Below are 17,894 nucleotides of genomic sequence, written 5' to 3'. Positions count from 1 at the left end.
CGCGCGGCGCCTGTGGGTTACAGGTTGTCGCTGATGGCGCTCACCAGTTCACCGTTGCTGGTGTCACCGCTGAACTCCCAGAAGAACGCGCCGCCGAGGCCCTGGCTGTTGGCCCAGGCCATCTTCGACTTGATGGTGGCGGGGGTGTCGTACGACCACCAGTTGCTGCCGCAGTGGGCGTAGGCCGTGCCGGCGATCGTGCCGGTGGCCGGGCAGGAGGACTTCAGGACCTTGTAGTCCTCGATGCCCTGCTCGTAGGTGCCGGCCGCCGGGCCCGTGGCCGTGCCGCCCGGGGCGTCCTGGGTGACGCCGGTCCAGCCGCGGCCGTAGAAGCCGATGCCGATGAGCAGTTTCTTCGCGGGGACACCGATCGCCTTGAACTTGGCCAGCGCGTCGGCGGTGGTGAAGCCCTCCTTCGGGATGCCGGAGTAGGAGGTGAGCGGGGAGTGCGGGGCCGTCGGGCCCTTCGCGTCCCAGGCGCCGAAGAAGTCGTACGTCATCACGTTGTACCAGTCGACGTACTGGGCGGCGCCCGCGTAGTCGGCGGTCTCGATCTTGCCGCCGGCGGAACCGTCGGCCGTGGTGGCCGCGGTGATCAGGTTGTTCGAGCCGAACTTGGCGCGCAGCGCGGCCATCAGGTTCTTGTAGGCCGCCGCCCCGCTGGTGTCACAGGTGAGACCGCAGGCGTTCGGGTACTCCCAGTCGATGTCGATGCCGTCGAAGACGTCGGCCCAGCGCGGGTCCTCGACCAGGTCGTAGCAGGACTGGGCGAAGGCCGCCGGGTTCTTGGCCGCGTCCGCGAAGCCGCCGGACCAGGTCCAGCCGCCGAAGGACCACAGCACCTTGATCTTCGGGTACTTGGCCTTCAGCTCACGCAGCTGGTTGAAGTTGCCGCGCAGCGGCTGGTCCCAGTTGTCGGCGACGCCGCTGACCGACTGGTCGGCGGTGAAGGCCTTGTCGTAGTCGGCGTAGGAGTCGCCGATCGCGCACTTGCCGCCGGTCACGTTGCCGAAGGCGTAGTTGATGTGCGTGATCTTGGCCGCGGAACCGGACGTCACCAGGTTCTTGACGTTGTAGTTCCGGCCGTAGATGCCCCACTCGGTGAAGTAGCCGAGCTTGACCTTGTCGCCGGTGGGCGGCGGGGGAGTGGTGCCGCCGCCGGTGGTGTGCACCTTGACCGCGCCGCTGACCGGACCGGTCTGGTTCGCGGTGTCGCGGGCCTGCACGGTGTAGGAGTAGTCGGTGCCGGCGGTCAGACCGGTGTCGGTGTACGACGTGGTGCTGACCGTGCCGACGACCTTGCCGTCGCGCAGGACGTCGTAGTTCTTGACGCCCTTGTCGTCGGTGGCCGCGCCCCAGCCGAGCTTCACCGAGGTGTCGGTGACGGAGGAGGCGGTGGGGGTGCCGGGCGCGGAGGGTGCCGCGTCACCGGGGACGGTGGTGCCGTCGCAGCTGTCGCCGTTCAGCTTGCAGTTGGACGGGGAGCCGGTGCCCGCGCCGTTGAAGCCGAAGGAGATGGAGGCGCCGGGGGCGATTTGGCCGTTGTACGACTTGTTCTTCGCGGTCCAGTGGGTTCCGGAGCTGGTGACGTCCGCGTCCCAGGAGGACGTGACGGACGTACCGGAGGGGAAGTCCCAGTCGATGGTCCAGGAGCTGATGCTGGTGCTGCCGGTGTTCTTGATGGTCCACTGGCCACCGAAGCCGGTGCCCCAGTCGCTGGCCTTGGTGTAGGTGGCGGTGGCGTTGCTCGCGGCCTGGGCGGGGCTCGCGAGGCCGACCAGACCGGCCAGCGGGAGCAACAGGGTCGCGAACCCTGCCGCGGCTCTGTGTCTGAAGCGCATGCTGCGCCTCCCTCGTCGTCGGGGGTGTCAGGGGCATGACTGAGCCTCCATGCCCGAGTGCTGCGAGAGTAGAAAGGTCTGGACCACTCGTCAATAGGTCTGGACCATTCTGGAGTTGCCGCGTCAGAGCCCCGACTCACGCGCCAGAACCGCCGCTTGCACCCGGCTGCGCAGCCCCAGCTTGGCCAGCAACCGGCTGACGTGGGTCTTCACCGTGCCCTCCGCCATGTCCAGCCGCACCGCGATCCGCGCGTTCGACAGGCCCTCGCCGACACAGGCCAGCACCTCCCGCTCCCGCCGGGTGAGCCCCTCCAGCCCCGCCGTGTCGGAGCGCGCGCCCCGCACGGGAGCCGCCGCGAACTCGGCGATCAGCCGGCGCGTCACGGCCGGCGCGACGACCCCCTCCCCACGCGCCACCGTCCGCACCGCCTCCAGCAGCTCCCGCGCCTCGGCGTGCTTCAGCAGGAACCCGGCCGCGCCCGCCCGCAGCGCCCCGAACACGTACTCGTCCAGGTCGAACGTGGTCAGCACGAGCACGTCCGCGAACCCCTCCGCGACGATCCGGCGGGTCGCCGACACCCCGTCCAGCCGCGGCATCCGCACATCCATCAGGACCACGTCCGGCCGCAGCTGACCGGCCAGCCGGACCGCCCGCTCACCGTCCGCCGCCTCCGCGACCACGTCGATGTCGGGCGCGCTGCGCAGGATCAGCACCAGTCCGGCGCGGACGGCGGACTGGTCCTCGGCGACCAGGACCCGGATCACGTGAGGTCCCCTCCGGTGAGCGGGAGCACGGCGCGCACGGCCCACGAACCGCCCTCGGGACCCGCCTCGAAACGCCCGCCGAGCAGCGCGGCGCGCTCCCGCATCCCGGTGAGCCCGGAGCCCGAACCCGGGGCGCGAGGACCGTCACCGGGCCGGTGGGGACTGGTCACCCGGATGTCCAGCGCGCCGTCGTGCTGCCGCAGCGCGACGTCGACGCGCCCCGCGCCGCCGTGCTTCAGCGCGTTGGTCAACGACTCCTGCACGATCCGGTAGGCGGCCAGGTCCACCGGGGTGGGCACCTCGGTGTGCGCGGCGTCGAGGCGGACGTCCAAGCCGCCTGCGCGGGCGGCGGCGACCAGCGCGGCCAGGCCGTCCAGGGTCGGGGACGCGGCGGGCTCCCGGTCGCCGCCGCCGTCGCGCAGGACACCGATCAGCCGGCGCATCTCGGCCAGCCCCGCCACGCTGTTCTCCCGGACGACGGCCAGCGCGGCCCGCGAGGTCTCCGGGTCGCCGATGGACAGCGCCGCCGTGGAGTGGATGGCGATGGCCGACAGGTGGTTGGCGACCAGGTCGTGCAACTCGCGGGCCACCCGCGCCCGTTCCGCGGTGACCGCCTGCGCGCGGTCCATCTCGGCGAGCAGCGCGGTCTGTTCGGCGCGCAGCCGGGCGGCCTCGGCGGCGTCACGGTGGTCGCGGACCACCCAGCCGGTGGCGGCGGGCGCGAACGCCACCACACCGATGCCGACCCCGATCAGCAGTCCCCGCGGATCACGCCACAGCGTGGCGGGCACCACCCCGCCGAGCACCGTGCACACCCCGGTGATCCAGGGAACGCGGCGGGCCGCGGCCGCGGTGCCGTACAGGACGGCGGCGTACACCAGGTCCGTGTACAGCACCACGGTGACGAGACTGCCCTCGGTCACCGTGTCCAGGGCCAGCGCGGCCGTGCCGAACAGCAGGCCGGTCCGGGGCCGGACACGGCGCAGCGGCTCGCACGCGACCGTCACCAGCAGCGGCACCAGCGGGGCCCAGCCCGGGTGCCACAGCACCATCGGGTCGGAGGCGGGGCGCGGGTGCGTGCCCAGCGCCCAGAACAGCACCCCGCCGGCCAGTCCGCCCACGGCGATGCGCAGGTCGTCACGGTGGGGTCGGGGGAGTGCGCCAGCCATGGCCTCCATCCAACACGGCCGCGCGCCGGCGCGCCCGCTCCTCGTGGAGGGGACCGCACTGCGACTTTCGCTTACCGCGGTCTCGTCCGCGCCGACGACGCGGCGGGCGCCGGAGCGGGGGAGCCTGAAGGGGTGGACGAGGGGAGCACACCGTGATCGTCGCGCTGATCGCCGCCGCGGAGGTGGCGTTCTGGGTGCTGCTGGCCGCCGGACTGGGTTTCCGGTACCTGCTGCGGATGCCGCGCACCGGCCTGGCGCTGCTGCTGTGCGAGCCGCTGCTGGAGGTCGCGCTCCTCGCCGTCACCGTGCTCGACCTGCGCGCCGGTGCCGCACCCGACTGGCGGCACGGCCTCGCCGCCGTCTACATCGGCTTCACGGTCGGCCTGGGCCCCGCCACCCTCCGGTGGGCGGACGGCTGGGCGGCCCACCACCTCGCCGGCGGCCCGCGTCCGGCCGGTCGCCCCCGCTACGGCAGGGCGCGCACCGTCCACGAGTGGCGGACCGCGGGCCGCTGGATCCTGTCCTCGGCCGTCGCCCTCGCCCTCCTGGAGTGCGCCGTCCGGTACGCCGACGACGACGCCGGCACGGGCGCGCTGCGCGTGTGGCAGGAGCGCATGCTGTTCGTGATCGGCGTCAACCTGGTCATCGCGGTCAGCTACACCCTGTTCCCCAAGCGGGAACCCCGGGACGGTGCCGCCGGAAATCCGGTCGACACGGAGGCGGATGCCGGTAGATCATTCCGGCGATGACACGCACCGATACGCCTGCTGCCTGGGACGAGCGCACCCAGCTGACCACCTTCCTCGACTACGTCCGCGCCACCGCGCGCGCCAAGTGCGAGGACCTCTCCGCGGAGAACGCCCGCAACGCGCCGCTCCCCGGCTCGCCGCTGATGACCCTCAGCGGGCTGATCAACCATCTCCGCTGGGTCGAGTACTACTGGTTCCGGGTCATCTTCCTCGGCGAGGAGGACGAGGGCCCCTGGACCGACGAGGACCCCGACCGCGAGATGCGCATCGCCGTCGACCTCCCGCTGTCCCAGCTGCTCGACGAGTACGCCCGGGAGTCCGCCCGGCACAACGAGCTGATCGCCGCGCACGACCTGGACACCAAGGCGCAGCGGAAGCGGGACGACGGCAACCGGTACGACCTGCGCTGGATCGTGCTGCACCTGATCGAGGAGACGGCCCGGCACAACGGCCACCTCGACATCCTGCGCGAGCTGGCGGACGGCCGGACCGGCGACTGACCGGGCCGCGGGCGGGGGCTGGCGTTTTTCGTGGATCGAGCCCGGCATGATCCGGACGACAGGCCCTAGCGTTCCCCGCCCGGCACCCACAGCACGTCGCCGACCTCCCGGTTGGCGCTGCGGGCCAGGATGAACAGCAGGTCCGAGAGGCGGTTCAGGTAGGTCGCGGTGAGCGGGTTCATCGTCTCGCCGTGCGCCTCCAGGGCCGTCCACGTGGACCGCTCGGCCCGCCGTACGACCGTGCATGCCTGGTGGAGCAGGGCGGCGCCCGGGGTGCCCCCGGGCAGGATGAAGGAACGCAGCTTCTCCAGCCGCTCGTTGAAGCGGTCGCAGTCCGCCTCCAGCTTGTCGACGTAGAACTGCTCCACCCTCAGCGGCGGGTACTCCGGGTCCTCCACCACCGGTGTCGACAGGTCCGCGCCCACGTCGAACAGGTCGTTCTGGACGCGGGTGAGGACCGCGACGATCTCCTCGTCCAGCCCTCCCAGGGCGATCGCGGTGCCGATGACCGCGTTGGCCTCGTTGGTGTCCGCGTACGCGGAGATCCGGAGGTCCGTCTTGGGTACCCGGCTCATGTCGCCGAGGCTGGTGGTGCCCCGGTCGCCGGTCCTGGTGTAGATGCGTGTCAGGTTGACCATGCGGCCAGCGTAGTTAGGCCCCGGCCGTCCGGAACACCCGTGTGCCCACCGTCACGGCCAGCGCCGAGAAGGCGACGGCGACCAGGACGCCGTAGAGCATGTGCGTGCTCGCGTAGCGGCCGAGGTAGGCGTCGCGGACCGCGTCCACCAGATAGCGGAACGGCATGAAGTGCGACAGCACGTCCAGCCAGCCCGGCGCCAGGGACATCGGGAGCATCAGCCCGGACAGCAGCATCGACGGCATCGACACCGCGTTGACCAGCGGCCCGAACTCCTGCGGGGTGCGGACCTTCATGCCGAGCGCGTACGACAGCGAGGCCAGCGACACCGTCAGCAGCGCGACGAACCCGAAGCCGATCAGGACGCCGGCCAGCGGCGCGCGCAGTCCCATCACCAGCGCGGCCAGCACCAGCAGCACCGCCTGGAGGACCAGGACCGTGGCGTCGCGCAGCACCCGGCCGAGCAGCAGGGCGAGCCGGCTGACCGGGGTCACCCGCATCCGCTCCACCACCCCCTGCCCCTTCTCCAGGATGACCGCGAAGCCCCCGAAGAGGGAGCCGAACAGGCCCAGCTGGAGCAGCAGGCCGGGCACCAGCACCTGCCAGGAGGAGCCCGCCCCGCCGAGCGGCAGTCCGGTGAGCAGCGGGCCGAAGAAGAGCAGGTACAGCAGGGGGGTCAGCAGGCCGAAGAGGAGGGCGAAGCGGGAGCGCAGCGACTGGCGCAGGTAGCGGCCGTAGACGAGGGCCGTGTCGTGCAGGAGCATCGGGCGGGTTCCTGTCGGTCTCATACGGCGAGGGGCGGGGTGTCGGCGGCCGGTGCGGGGCCGCGGCCGGTGACGGCGAGGAACGTGTCCTGGAGCGTGGCGTCCACCGAACCGGCGTGGCGCAGCTTGAGCGCGGCCGGAGTGCCTTCGGCGGCGACCGTGCCCCGGTCGACGATCACCAGGCGGTCGGCGAGGGCGTCGGCCTCGTCCAGGTAGTGGGTGGTCAGGAAGACGGTCGTGCCGTGCCGGTCGCGCAGCCGGCGGACCAGGTCCCACAGGTCGGCGCGGCTGCCGGGGTCCAGGCCGGTCGTCGGCTCGTCCAGGAACAGCACGCGGGGGCGGTGGGTGAGGGCCAGCGCGATGTCGAGCCGGCGCCGCTGGCCGCCGGAGAGCGCGCCGGTCCGCCGGTCGAGGAGCCCCGCGAGATCCAGCTCCGCGGCCAGTTCCCCGGCGCGCGCCACCGCCTCCGCCTTCGGCAGGCGGTACATCCGGCCCTGGGTGACCAGCTCCTCCCGCACGGTGACCTGCGGGTCGACCCCGCCGGACTGGGCGACGTAGCCGCTGGCCCGGCGCACGCCGGCCGGGTCGGTCGCCAGGTCGTGCCCGGCGACGGTGGCCGCGCCGCCGGTGGGTCTCAGCAGGGTGGTGAGCATCCGCAGGGTGGTGGTCTTGCCCGCGCCGTTGGGGCCGAGGAAGCCGAGGATCTCGCCCGCGTGGACGGTGAGGTCGATGCCGAGGACGGCCTCCACGGGGCCGGCCTTGGTGTGGAAGGTGCGGGCGAGGCCCGCCGCACTGATGACTGCTGTCATGACCCCAGAAAAACAGAGACTGCCCATTTTTGCAATGACGCCAAAATTAGTCAGAGGCCAACGACATCGGGGCGCCCTACGATGACGGCATGGCAGAGGGGCTCAGGGAGCGGAAGAAACGCGAGACCAGACAGCGGATCTCGGACGTCGCCACCGGACTGTTCGTGGAGCACGGCTTCATGGCGGTGACCGTGGCGGACGTGGCCGAGGCGGCCGACGTCTCCGTCAACACGGTCTACAACTACTTCCCCGCCAAGGAGGACCTCTTCCTCGACCGGTCCGCCGGCGTGGTCGACCGGCTGGCCCGCTGGGTGCGCGGCCGCGACGCGGGTGAGTCCGCCGCCCGCGCCGTGCTGCGCGAACTGCGCGAGGAGGTCGAGGCCGTCTCGCCCCGGGTCGGCCTGATGGAGGGCTACGACCGCTTCATGCGCGTCATCCAGGACGCGCCGCCCCTGCGCTCCCGGCTGTGGAGCCTCCAGCGGGACACCCACGACAACCTGGAGGCGGCCCTCCGCGAGGAGACCGGCGCGCACCCGGACGACCCGTTGCCGGGCCTGATCGCCGGTCAGATCTGCTGGGTCCACCAGACGGTCTTCGCCGCCATCGGCCGCCGCATGCTCGCCGGTCACAAACCGGCCGAAGTATCACGAGACATACTCGTCCTCATGGAGGACATCGAGGACCTGTTGGACGAGAAGGTCCTCAACTACGCCGTCCGTGAGCCGTCCTGACCTCTGCCGGTGTGATGTCCGTCAAATGAGACGTGACGCGCGTTACTTACCGGTCACACAGCGGCGTCGGAGCGCTATGGTCCGCCGGAGAGAGGCAGACCTACACGCGTTCAAGGGAGTCGGAGTGGCACGCAAGCTCGCCGTCATCGGGGCCGGTCTCATGGGATCGGGCATCGCTCAGGTCGCCGCCCAGGCGGGCTGGGACGTGGTCCTGCGGGACGTCACCGACGAGGCACTGAAACGTGGCACCGACGGCATCAAGGCCTCCTACGACAAGTTCGTCGGCAAGGGCAAACTGGCGGCGCCGGACGCCGAGGCCGCCCTGGCGCGCATCACCGCGACCACCGACCTGGACGCCGCGGCCGACGCCGACGTCGTCGTCGAGGCCGTCTTCGAGAAGCTGGAGGTCAAGCACGAGATCTTCCGCGCGCTCGACAGGATCGTGCGCGAGGACACCGTGCTCGCCTCCAACACCTCCGCCATCCCGATCACCAAGATCGCGGCCGCCACCGAGCACCCCGAGCGGGTCGTCGGCGTCCACTTCTTCTCGCCGGTGCCGATGATGCAGCTCGTCGAGCTGGTCCGCGGCTACAAGACCAGCGACCAGGCCCTCGCCACCGCGCGGGAGTTCGCCGAGTCCGTCGGCAAGACCTGCATCGTCGTCAACCGGGACGTCGCCGGCTTCGTGACCACCCGGCTGATCTCCGCCCTCGTCGTCGAGGCGACCAAGCTCTACGAGTCCGGCGTCGCCACCGCCGAGGACATCGACCTCGCGTGCAGGCTGGGCTTCGGCCACGCCATGGGCCCGCTCGCCACCGCCGACCTCACCGGCGTCGACATCCTGCTGCACGCCACGAGCAACATCTACACCGAGTCCCAGGACGAGAAGTTCGCCCCGCCGGAGCTGATGCGCCGGATGGTGGACGCCGGTGACATCGGCCGCAAGAGCGGGCAGGGCTTCTACAGTCACTGAGTCACCCACCGACGCGACACCACCCCGGGTGCATCACTCCCCGGGGTGAATTCGGTATCGGTTCGCTTACAAGCAGCAACCGTGCCGCCACCCACGCAGTCAGACGTTGCACAGCATCGTCACGAAGTACGCCAACCGCAGCCAACGGGGAGCGCATATGTTCATCAGGGGCGACCACGCCGAGCTGGTCGTCGGGGGCCGCCTCGACGTCCGCAGCGCGGCGGACGCCCGTACGGCCCTGCACTCGGCCGTCGACGACGGAGTCGGCGACCTGGTGCTCGACCTGTCCGAACTGGACTCCTGGGACGCCACCGGACTCGGGGTGATCATGGGCGCCCACCGGCGGGCCGGCCGCTGCGGGCGCCGCCTGGTGCTGCGGGGCGTGCCCGCGCAGATGCAACGCCTGCTGGTGGCCACCCGGCTGCACCGCATCCTCGCCATCGAGGGCGGCATCGGAGTGGAGTCGCTTCCCCGGGTGTGAGCCGCGTACGGGATTGAACCGGCCGACGGGGGAGACCCGGACACGGCCGTCGCGGTACCGGCCGAGGGCAATCCTCACGAGACCGTGACGTCTCGGACCGCACGGCACCCCGCCCTGTCGCGGACACCGGGTGACGGTTTAGGGTTCGGTCGCCCGCTGCCTCGCGACACTCGGCCGAGCGGGCCCGGACCAGAAGCGACAGCGCGGTGTGCGACAAGGCCGGGAGGGCCGGACACGTGCACGACGCTTTTGGGGGGCTTGAACCCATGAACCCGACGAACCCCGCACCCGAGGAGCACGGACCGGCGCACATCCGCCGCCCGCCCCGGGAGACCCTCACCGCCGACTTCGCCCCGGGCGCGCCCGTACCGGCCCGGATGCACCAAGTCCTCACCGGCGACCTCCAGCTGACCGTCAATCCGGTCGACGGCAGCGAGATAGAACCCGTCCCGCCGGCCGACCGGCCCGGCACGCCCCGCAAGCGCACCGCCGACGAGCGTGCCGAGGCCGACCGCGCCGCCCGGCCGCCGGCCCCCTCCGGCCCCACCGAGCCGGCCCTCTCCTTGCTGGAACGCCAGGACGAACGCGAACGCCTGGTCCGCCTCCTGGCCCGCGGCCGCTCCGTCCGCCTCACCGGCCCGGCCGGCTCCGGCCGGACCGCCCTGCTCGACCTGGTCGCCGAGGACTGCCGGGACCTCGCCCCCGACGGCGTCGTGCGCCTCAATGGCCACCACCGCACGGCCGGCGACCTCCTCCAGAACCTGTTCCACGTCGTCCACCACGCCCCCCGCCACCGCCCCGACCGGGACGAACTGCTCACCCTCGTCGGGGAGATCGGCGCGGTCGTCGTCCTGGACGACCTCCAGTTCGGCGGCGCCGCCCTCGACGAACTCCTCGACGCCACCCCCGAGTGCGCGTTCCTGTTCGGCGCCACCCCGGACGTACCCGCGCCCTCCGCCGAGTCGGACGTCGAGGAGGTCTTCCTCACCGGCCTCGACCGCGCCGGCGGGGTGGAGATCCTGGAGCGCACCGTCGGCCGGGTCCTCACCGAGGAGGAGGCCAACTGGGCCGGCGACCTGTGGTTCGAGTCCGAGGGGCTGCCCCTGCGCTTCGTCCAGGCGGGTGCCCTGCTGCGCCGGCGCGACCTGCTGCGGGCCGGCACCGGGGCGGTCGACGAGTACGGCGTCTTCGAGGACGTACGGACCACGGCCGACCCGCCGCATGACGCGGAGCAGGAGCACATACCCCTGCCCTCCCTCGGTGAGGCCGCCGCCCCCGCCCCGCTGCTCGCCTCCCGGCTCGGCGCCTGCGCCCGCGCCGCCCTCCGCTTCGCTGTCGCGCTCGGCGGCGAGGTACCGCACCAGGCGCACCTGCCCGCCCTGGTCGGCGACACCCACGCGGACGCCGCCCTCGGCGAACTGGTCGCCTGCGGGCTGGTCTCCCCGGCCGGCCCCCGCTATCGCCTCGCGGCCGGCGTGCTCACCCAGCTGGAGGCCGCCGGGTACGGTGACGACGCCGCAGAGCGCGCCGTCACCGCCGCCCAGCACTACTCCTGGTGGGCCGGGCACCCCTCGGTCACCCCGGAGCGGGTGTGCGCGGAGGCCGACGCGGTGCTGGCCGCGCTCGCCGCCGTCGTACCCCAGACCTCCCCGCCCGCCGAGGAGGAGGAGAGCACCGCCGTACGGCTCGCCCGCACCGCCGCGCCGGCCTTCGCCGCCGGCCTCCACTGGAGCGCCTGGGAACGTGCCCTGCGGTCCGGCGCGGAGGCTTCCCGGATGGCCGGCGAGGTGTCCGAACAAGCCTATTTCCACCACGAACTGGGCATCCTCGCGCTCTGCACCGGACAGTTCGACCGGGCCCGCGCCGAACTGGAGGCGGCCGGCGGACTGCGCGGCGCCCTCGCCGACAAGCGCGGCGCGGTCGCCGGCCGCCGCGCGCTGGCACTGCTCGCCGACCGCACGGGCGACGTGCCCGGGCCGCCGCTGCCGGAGCCCGAGGAGACGGCGCCCAGGGACCAGCCCTGGCCGCCGCTGGGCGCGCTGGGCGCGCTGGGTGCCGTCGGTGCCGCGAGTGCCGCCCAGGCGACCCAGCGGCTGGAGCGCCCCGCGGCCGCGCACACGCCCGCGCCGGCGCGGCGCGGCGGCGGTCTCAGGCGGGTGGCCCGCCGGAACATGGTCGCGGCCGGCTCCGGCGCGCTCCTCGCCGCCGTGCTCGGCACGGTCGTCACGCTCGGCATGACGTCCCCCGGCGACACCGGGCGCGACCCGGCGGGCAAGGGCGGCGCCAACCCGTCCGCCAGCCAGGGCGCCGACGACGGCGGAGTCGTCGCGGACCCCGTGGACAGCGACGGGAACGGGGGCACCGGCGGCACCGGCTCGGCCGGCGGCCGGGCCACGGCACCGGGGCCCGACGGCACGTACGGCACGGCGGACGACCCCGCGCCGTCGGCCGACACCCCCCGGCCGTCGGAGAGCGCCGACCCGTCCGGCTCCGCCAAGCCCTCCGGCAGTTCGTCCAGGTCGCCCCGGCCGGGAGGATCGAGCGCCCCCTCCTCCGGCGGGACCACGGGAGGTGGAACGACAGGGGGCACGACCGGAGGCACCAGCGGCAGCCCGTCGGGCGGTACGACGGGCGGCACCGGCGGCACCGGCGGCAGCACCGGCTCCTCCGGCCCCACGGGCGGCACCTCGACGGGGGGCACCCCCACGGGCGGCTCCACGAGCACGGGCGGCGCGGGCGGGACCGGCGGCTCCACCGGTACGACGGGCGGCGCGGGCGGCGGCACCACGGGCGGCGGCGGGACCGGCGGCGGCACCACGGGGGGCGGCACGACGGGCGGTGACGCGGGCGGGGACACCACGAGCGGCTCCACCGGCGGGACGTCGAGCAGCGCGTCGGCGTCGCAGAGCGCGCCGGGGACGGCCGGCGCCGTGATCTGACGCCGGCGCGGCGGCCGACCCGAGGGGGCCGGCCGGCGGCGGATCAGAAGAGGCGGAGCTTGTCAGAAGAGGCGGAGCTTGTCGTCCTCGATGCCGCGCAGGGCGTTGTAGTCCAGGATCTGGCAGTTGATGCCGCGGTCGGTGGCGAGGACGCGGGCCTGGGGCTTGATCTCCTGGGCGGCGAAGACGCCGCGGACCGGCGCGAGGTGCGGGTCGCGGTTCAACAGCTCCAGGTAGCGCGTGAGTTGCTCCACGCCGTCGATCTCGCCCCGCCGCTTGATCTCGACGGCGACGGTCTGCCCGTCGGCGTCCCGGCAGAGGATGTCCACCGGGCCGATCGCGGTCATGTACTCACGGCGGATGAGCGAGTAGCCCTCGCCGAGCGTCTCGATGCGGTCGGCGAGCAGCTCCTGGAGGTGCGCTTCCACGCCGTCCTTGATCAGCCCCGGGTCCACGCCGAGTTCGTGCGAGGAGTCGTGGAGGATCTCCTCCATCGTGATGATCAGTTTCTCGCCCGCCTTGTTGACGACGGTCCACACGCCCTCGTCCTCTCCCTTGCCCTCCTTCAGGGCGCAGGGCGGCGACATCCAGTTGAGCGGCTTGTAGGCCCGGTCGTCGGCGTGGATGGAGACGCTGCCGTCCGCCTTGACCAGGATCAGTCGGGGCGCCGAGGGCAGATGGGCGGTGAGCCGGCCGGCGTAGTCGACCGAGCATCGGGCAATGACGAGACGCATGGTCGGCAACGCTACTCGACGGCCGCGGGTGCTCGCGATCCACCCGCCCCGCTCCCTGTGGAACGTCCCGTTTGTCCCTGGAAACTCTTGTTCATCCCTGGCCGATTGTGGGCACAACCCGACCGTTCCATATACGCATTCTGCTGGTGTGGTCACCGACCGTTGCCTACCGTAGGGAACGGGAGGTCGCGACGCATGTACTGAGCGTGTTCCGTATCGCGGACTCCCTTACCTGTCCGGCAACCCCTGCTCTTCGGGGGTGCGAGAGGAGAACCCATGTCGCTCGACGTCTCACCGGCCCTACTCGAACAGGCCGAGCGAGGCGAGGTCGACGAAGCTGCATTCGTCGACTGCGTCCGGACCTCCCTGCCCTACGCATGGGAGATGATCAGCTCCCTGGTGGCCCAGCTGAAGGTGGACGGCGGCTCCTTTGCCGACAACCAGACGCCCCCGCCGGACGAGCGGGCACGCGGTCAGCTGCTGCGTGCGCTCGCGAGCGACGCCATACGCGGCGCGCTCCAGCGGCACTTCGGTGTGCGGCTGGCCTTCCAGAACTGCCACCGGGTGGCGGTGTTCCCGCTGGACGCCTCGGTGGACGAGACGTTGGCCCGCTTCACCTCGGTGCGCAGCCAGTTGCTGAACCAGTCGCCGGAGTTCCGGGACTGCTGACGCACGCCTTCGGTACGGCCGCGGCGGCGAGCCGTCCGCTTGCCGCTCCACCCGCGGGAGCACCTTTCCGTACCGGGGCGGCAAGCCCCCGGCCCGCGTGCGCGATGCGGCTCAGCGCACCTGGGGCAGTACCTCGGCGCCGAGGCGCCGCAGGTTCTCCTCCGTGGCGGCGAGGTCGCCGGAACCCTCCATGAGGAGGGCGAAGCGGGAGATGCCGGTGCGTTCCGCGGTGGCCGCGAGCCGGTCGGCGGCTAGCCGGGGGGTGCCGACCGGGTGCAGTCCGCAGAGCAGCTCGGTGTAGGCGTGCGGGTCGCGCATCCCGCGCACCCGTCCGTCCACCGTCACGTGCGCCTGGAGGCCCTGCCTCAGCCAGCCCGGCATCGCCTTCGTCAGGGTCTCCACCGCGTCCGTGCGCCGGTCGGCGAGCTGGCAGACGCCGGCCGACACATGGGCGGCGCCCGCGATCTCCTCGCCGGGCCGGCCGGCCGCGCGGGCGCAGCGCCGCCACAGGGCGACCATCTCGGCCTTCTCCTCGTCGCCGACGTGCATGCCGAGGAGCATCGGCAGCCCGCGTTCGGCGGCCAGCCGTACGCTCGCCGGGGAGGTGCAGGCGAGGACGACCTCGGGGCCCGGAGTGTCCGTCAGCGCCTCGGACGGGCGGGGGACGACGGGCACCTCGCGGAAGGAGAACCGCGTCCCCGAGGCCCCCACCGACGGCTCGCCCAGCCAGCGCAGCAGCAGGTCGAGCGATTCCGGGAACCCGCGTTCGTACGCCGCCAGACCCGTGCCGAAGACCTCCAGGTCCACCCAGGGGCCACCGCGGCCGACGCCGAGCGTGAACCGTCCGCCGCTCGTCACGTGCAACAGTGCCGCCTGTTCGCCGAGGGCGACGGGGTGGACGGTGGGCAGTACGCTGACCGCCGTACCGACCTGGACGCGGCGGGTGCGGCCGAGCAGCAGCGCGGCCAGGGTGACGGCGGACGGGCACGTGCCGTAGGGCACGAAGTGGTGCTCGGCCAGCCAGACCGCGTCGAGCCCGGACTGCTCGGCGACCTCCGCCGAGCGGACCGCCCGGTGCAGGGCCTCGCCGGGACCCTGGCCCGGGAACTGGGCCGCCAGCACAAAACTTCCTACGCGCATCGCCATCCCTGCTTCCTCGGCTCCGACCCGGAGCTCCCCCGCTCGGCATAACCGTCTGACACGTGCGCAGGACACGGCATGGCGGAGAGATTTGCGGATTGTCTTGAGAATGGGGGTTCGTGGAGGGGGACTTGTGCGGGTTGGTTCCGTACGCGTACCCGGTCCGGCGACGCGTAGGCTGGAGGCGCCCCGTGCTTCCTGTACAGCCCCGAGAGGTGTCCCGTGTCCCCGCGTCGCAACCGACCGAACGCAGCCGGATCACCGGGCCGCAGCGCCGAGGACGACCGCTCCGGCCGGTACGGCGGCTGGCAGTCCACCGAGAGCTGGCAGGGCGAGGAGTGGAGCGTGCGGCACGTCGCCGGGGCCAGCTCGCAGGGCAAGACGTACCGCTGCCCGGGCTGCGACCAGCTGATCCCCTCCGCGGTGCCGCACGTGGTCGCCTGGCCGGAGCACTCGGGCGTGGACGACCGCCGGCACTGGCACCGGGCCTGCTGGAACGCGAAGGACCGCCGCACCACGCGGGTGCAGCGGTCCCGTAACGCGCCGAGGTTCTAGGCCCTGTCTGACAAAGACAGGACCTTGGACCCCGGTCCGGGGGGTGTCACACGTCCCGGCTCCGCAGCAGCGCGTACGCGCCCGCGTACGCCACCGCCGACAGGCCCATCATGATCCACAGAGGGTCCCAGCCGGAGGGGCCGGACTCGCTCAGGGAGTTGGCGTAGAAGACGCTCAGCTGGTTCGGGATCGAGTACTCGAAGAGCCACTCCCGCACCTTGTTGAGCGATTCCGTCGCCATGAACAGCGCGAGCACCAGCGGCGCCAGCAGCAGACCGATCATGAGGGTGACGGCACCCGCGGAGTGCCGGATGATCGAGCCGACGAGCAGCGAGATCAGCCCCAGCAGCGCGATGTAGAGGCTGACACCGACCGTGGCCTTGAACCAGTCGCCGCCCGAGGGGGACCGGGCGCCGGTGTCCGCCAGCATGGACACCTGGACCATGGCCACGAAGCCGGACGAGACCAGGGTGATCACGAACGCGACGGCGAAGAACACGATCGACTTCGCGGCGAGCACCCGGGCCCGGCTGGGGCACGCGGTCATCGTCGTCCGGATCATGCCGGTGCCGTACTCGGACGCCGTGGTCAGCACGCCGAGCGTGATGATGCAGATGCTGCCGAGGAGCAGGCCGAAGAAACCGAAGGACAGCGGGTTCTCCCCGGACAGCGACGAGGTGTCCGAGTGGGACTTCACCAGGGCGCCGGCCAGCAGACCGATACCGAGGACGAGCAGCAGGAAGACGCCCAGCGTCCACATCGTCGACCGCACCGACCGGATCTTCGTCCACTCGGAGGCCAGCGCGTGCCCGAGGTGCGTGCGCACGACCGGGATGGGCGAGGTGTAGCCGGGATACTGCCCGCCGGGCGCCGCCTGCCAGTGGGGCACGGCTGCGGGGGCCTGTGGCATCGGGGGCTGGGGGGTGGTCATCGGGCGTCCTCGGGCTGGGTCGGGTCGGCGGTGGCGGAGGCGGCCGGCGCGGTGTCGGCTGCGGGGGCCGGTCCGGCGGCGGGGGCCGGCTGCGGCGCGGCGGGACCGGCCGGGGCCTGGGCCGGCTGGGCGGGGGCTTGAGCGGACTGTGCGGGGGCCTCGGCGGGCTGGGCCGGGCCCTGGGCGGGCTGGGCCGGGGCGGCCGGCTGGGCGTACGGGTTGGCGGCGCCCGCGCCCGGCGCACCGTCGTACGGTGCCTGCGCGAACGGCCGGCCGCCCTGCTGGGGCGGCGGCGGGGCGTACCAGCCGGGCTGGCCCTGGCCGGGGACCGGCATGGGCGGCTGCGCGCCGGGCGGCAGCGGCTGCTGGAGGCCCGCCTTCTGGTCGATCGTCGAGCGGTAGTCCACGGCGCCCTGCGTCATCCGCATGTACGCCTCCTCCAGCGAGGCCTGGTGCGGGGACAACTCCCACAGCCGTACGTCCGTCTCGTGCGCCAGGTCGCTGATGCGCGGCAGCGGCAGCCCGGTGACCCGCAGCGCGCCGTCCTGCTCGGGCAGGACGTGCCCGCCCGCCTCGGTGAGCGCGGAGGTCAGCTTCTCGCGCAACTGCGGATCCGCGTCGGGGGTGCGCACGCGCGCGAAGTCCGCGGAGTTGGCGGAGATGAAGTCCCGCACGCTCATGTCGGCGAGCAGCTGTCCGCGCCCGATCACGACGAGGTGGTCGGCGGTCACCGCCATCTCGCTCATCAGGTGGGAGGAGACGAAGACCGTACGGCCCTCCGCCGCGAGCGCCTTCATCAGGTTGCGCACCCAGAGGATGCCCTCGGGGTCGAGGCCGTTGATCGGCTCGTCGAAGAGCAGCACCTGCGGGTCGCCGAGGAGGGCGGCGGCGATGCCGAGGCGCTGGCCCATGCCGAGCGAGAAGCCCTTGGAGCGCCGCCTCGCCACGTCCTGGAGGCCGACGACCCCGAGCACCTCGTCCACCCGGCGGGCCGGGATGCCCGACAGCTGGGCGAGGCTCAGCAGGTGGTTGCGGGCGGTGCGGCCCCCGTGCACGGCCTTGGCGTCGAGCAGCGCGCCGACCTGGCGGGGAGCGTTGGGCAGCCTGCGGTAGGGGTAGCCGCCGATCGTGACCGAGCCGGAGGTGGGGTTGTCCAGGCCGAGGATCATCCGCATCGTCGTGGACTTGCCCGAGCCGTTCGGGCCGAGGAAGCCGGTGACGGCGCCGGGCCGCACCTGGAAGGAAAGGTTGTGCACGGCGGTCTTGTCGCCGTAGCGCTTGGTCAGGCCGACAGCCTCGATCATGCTCCGCACCCATCGAAAGGTTCAGGACAGCGGGGCACACGCCCCCGTAAGGGTTAGGAGGATATCGGGGCGCTGACGGTTCCGCTCAAGACCGGGTAAAGCCCGGACGTCACCCGGGGTGCCCGCGGGCGCACCGGGCGTCCCGGCGGGCCGGGCGGTGGGTCGGGTCGGACGGGTCGGGCCGGAAGGGGCGCGCCGGACGG

General features: G+C 72.8%; 18 protein-coding genes. 8 read left to right on the top strand and 10 right to left on the bottom strand.

The genetic code is table 11. The features are described from left to right. Window positions 1-17 precede the first annotated feature (17 nt). The 3 genes from ACIQVT_RS09300 to ACIQVT_RS09290 all read right to left on the bottom strand — a co-directional run bounded on the left by ACIQVT_RS09300 (window position 18) and on the right by ACIQVT_RS09290 (window position 3,775). Window positions 18-1,841 (bottom strand): glycosyl hydrolase family 18 protein, encoded by a 1,824-nt coding sequence (locus ACIQVT_RS09300; RefSeq protein WP_403749922.1) that lies wholly within the window; start codon window positions 1,839-1,841, stop codon window positions 18-20. 123 nt (window positions 1,842-1,964) lie between these two features. Further along, window positions 1,965-2,606: a response regulator gene (locus ACIQVT_RS09295; protein ID WP_403749920.1), complete on the bottom strand. Its 642-nt coding sequence runs from the start codon at window positions 2,604-2,606 to the stop codon at window positions 1,965-1,967. After that, the gene (locus tag ACIQVT_RS09290) at window positions 2,603-3,775 is read right to left on the bottom strand and encodes a sensor histidine kinase (RefSeq protein WP_403749918.1); all 1,173 of its coding nucleotides are present in this window, start codon (window positions 3,773-3,775) and stop codon (window positions 2,603-2,605) included. The genes ACIQVT_RS09295 and ACIQVT_RS09290 overlap by 4 nt, the downstream gene beginning before the upstream one ends. 152 nt (window positions 3,776-3,927) lie before the next feature. Between ACIQVT_RS09290 and ACIQVT_RS09285 the strand changes: the two genes are divergently transcribed. Together ACIQVT_RS09285 and ACIQVT_RS09280 are read left to right on the top strand one after the other, a co-directional pair. Continuing rightward, the gene (locus ACIQVT_RS09285; protein WP_403749916.1) at window positions 3,928-4,524 is read left to right on the top strand and encodes a hypothetical protein; all 597 of its coding nucleotides are present in this window, start codon (window positions 3,928-3,930) and stop codon (window positions 4,522-4,524) included. After that, window positions 4,521-5,024, top strand: a complete 504-nt coding sequence (locus ACIQVT_RS09280; protein ID WP_403749914.1) for a DinB family protein — start codon at window positions 4,521-4,523, stop codon at window positions 5,022-5,024. Before ACIQVT_RS09285 ends, ACIQVT_RS09280 begins: the two co-directional genes overlap by 4 nt. 65 nt (window positions 5,025-5,089) lie before the next feature. Here ACIQVT_RS09280 and ACIQVT_RS09275 read toward each other — a convergent pair whose 3' ends face one another. Genes ACIQVT_RS09275 through ACIQVT_RS09265 form a run of 3 tightly spaced genes read right to left on the bottom strand, consistent with a single transcriptional unit; the run spans window position 5,090 to window position 7,234 of the window. Continuing rightward, entirely contained in the window at window positions 5,090-5,662 is a 573-nt protein-coding gene (locus ACIQVT_RS09275) for a cob(I)yrinic acid a,c-diamide adenosyltransferase (protein ID WP_403749910.1), read from the bottom strand. 13 nt (window positions 5,663-5,675) lie between these two features. Continuing rightward, complete coding sequence (locus ACIQVT_RS09270; RefSeq protein ID WP_403749907.1) at window positions 5,676-6,425, bottom strand: ABC transporter permease; 750 nt, start codon at window positions 6,423-6,425, stop codon at window positions 5,676-5,678. 20 nt (window positions 6,426-6,445) lie between these two features. Next, window positions 6,446-7,234: an ABC transporter ATP-binding protein gene (locus tag ACIQVT_RS09265; protein WP_403749905.1), complete on the bottom strand. Its 789-nt coding sequence runs from the start codon at window positions 7,232-7,234 to the stop codon at window positions 6,446-6,448. 89 nt (window positions 7,235-7,323) lie between these two features. Between ACIQVT_RS09265 and ACIQVT_RS09260 the strand changes: the two genes are divergently transcribed. The 4 genes from ACIQVT_RS09260 to ACIQVT_RS09245 all read left to right on the top strand — a co-directional run bounded on the left by ACIQVT_RS09260 (window position 7,324) and on the right by ACIQVT_RS09245 (window position 12,358). Next, window positions 7,324-7,965 carry a TetR/AcrR family transcriptional regulator gene (locus tag ACIQVT_RS09260; RefSeq protein WP_403749902.1) on the top strand — a complete coding sequence of 214 codons (642 nt, stop codon included), beginning with the start codon at window positions 7,324-7,326 and terminating at the stop codon, window positions 7,963-7,965. Window positions 7,966-8,089: 124 nt separating this feature from the next. After that, on the top strand, window positions 8,090-8,938 hold the full coding sequence (locus ACIQVT_RS09255) for a 3-hydroxyacyl-CoA dehydrogenase family protein (protein ID WP_403749899.1): 849 nt from the start codon (window positions 8,090-8,092) through the stop codon (window positions 8,936-8,938). 157 nt (window positions 8,939-9,095) lie between these two features. After that, window positions 9,096-9,419, top strand: coding sequence for an STAS domain-containing protein (locus ACIQVT_RS09250; RefSeq protein ID WP_403749896.1), 324 nt, complete (start codon window positions 9,096-9,098; stop codon window positions 9,417-9,419). A gap of 266 nt (window positions 9,420-9,685) precedes the next feature. Further along, entirely contained in the window at window positions 9,686-12,358 is a 2,673-nt protein-coding gene (locus ACIQVT_RS09245; RefSeq protein ID WP_403749894.1) for an ATP-binding protein, read from the top strand. 62 nt (window positions 12,359-12,420) lie between these two features. Here the strand turns inward: ACIQVT_RS09245 and nucS are convergent, their stop codons facing one another. Then, the gene (gene nucS / locus ACIQVT_RS09240) at window positions 12,421-13,092 is read right to left on the bottom strand and encodes an endonuclease NucS (RefSeq protein ID WP_121786858.1); all 672 of its coding nucleotides are present in this window, start codon (window positions 13,090-13,092) and stop codon (window positions 12,421-12,423) included. A 276-nt stretch (window positions 13,093-13,368) separates the two neighbouring features. On the opposite strand from nucS, the gene ACIQVT_RS09235 reads away from it, so the two are divergent. Further along, window positions 13,369-13,761 (top strand): SCO5389 family protein, encoded by a 393-nt coding sequence (locus tag ACIQVT_RS09235; protein WP_121786857.1) that lies wholly within the window; start codon window positions 13,369-13,371, stop codon window positions 13,759-13,761. Between the two features lie 111 nt (window positions 13,762-13,872). Here the strand turns inward: ACIQVT_RS09235 and ACIQVT_RS09230 are convergent, their stop codons facing one another. Continuing rightward, window positions 13,873-14,901, bottom strand: a complete 1,029-nt coding sequence (locus tag ACIQVT_RS09230; RefSeq protein ID WP_403750911.1) for an LLM class flavin-dependent oxidoreductase — start codon at window positions 14,899-14,901, stop codon at window positions 13,873-13,875. A 222-nt stretch (window positions 14,902-15,123) separates the two neighbouring features. Here ACIQVT_RS09230 and ACIQVT_RS09225 point away from each other — a divergent pair, with 222 nt between their 5' ends. Continuing rightward, window positions 15,124-15,456, top strand: coding sequence for an ATP/GTP-binding protein (locus tag ACIQVT_RS09225; RefSeq protein ID WP_403749891.1), 333 nt, complete (start codon window positions 15,124-15,126; stop codon window positions 15,454-15,456). Between the two features lie 46 nt (window positions 15,457-15,502). Here ACIQVT_RS09225 and ACIQVT_RS09220 read toward each other — a convergent pair whose 3' ends face one another. Next, the gene (locus tag ACIQVT_RS09220; RefSeq protein WP_403749889.1) at window positions 15,503-16,387 is read right to left on the bottom strand and encodes an ABC transporter permease; all 885 of its coding nucleotides are present in this window, start codon (window positions 16,385-16,387) and stop codon (window positions 15,503-15,505) included. After that, window positions 16,384-17,691: an ABC transporter ATP-binding protein gene (locus ACIQVT_RS09215; protein WP_403749887.1), complete on the bottom strand. Its 1,308-nt coding sequence runs from the start codon at window positions 17,689-17,691 to the stop codon at window positions 16,384-16,386. The genes ACIQVT_RS09220 and ACIQVT_RS09215 overlap by 4 nt, the downstream gene beginning before the upstream one ends. Window positions 17,692-17,894 lie beyond the last annotated feature (203 nt).

It is taken from the genome of Streptomyces sp. NPDC100445 (genome assembly GCF_044759735.1).
GTDB lineage: Bacteria > Actinomycetota > Actinomycetes > Streptomycetales > Streptomycetaceae > Streptomyces.
This window is presented reverse-complemented; position numbering and strand designations above follow the sequence as displayed.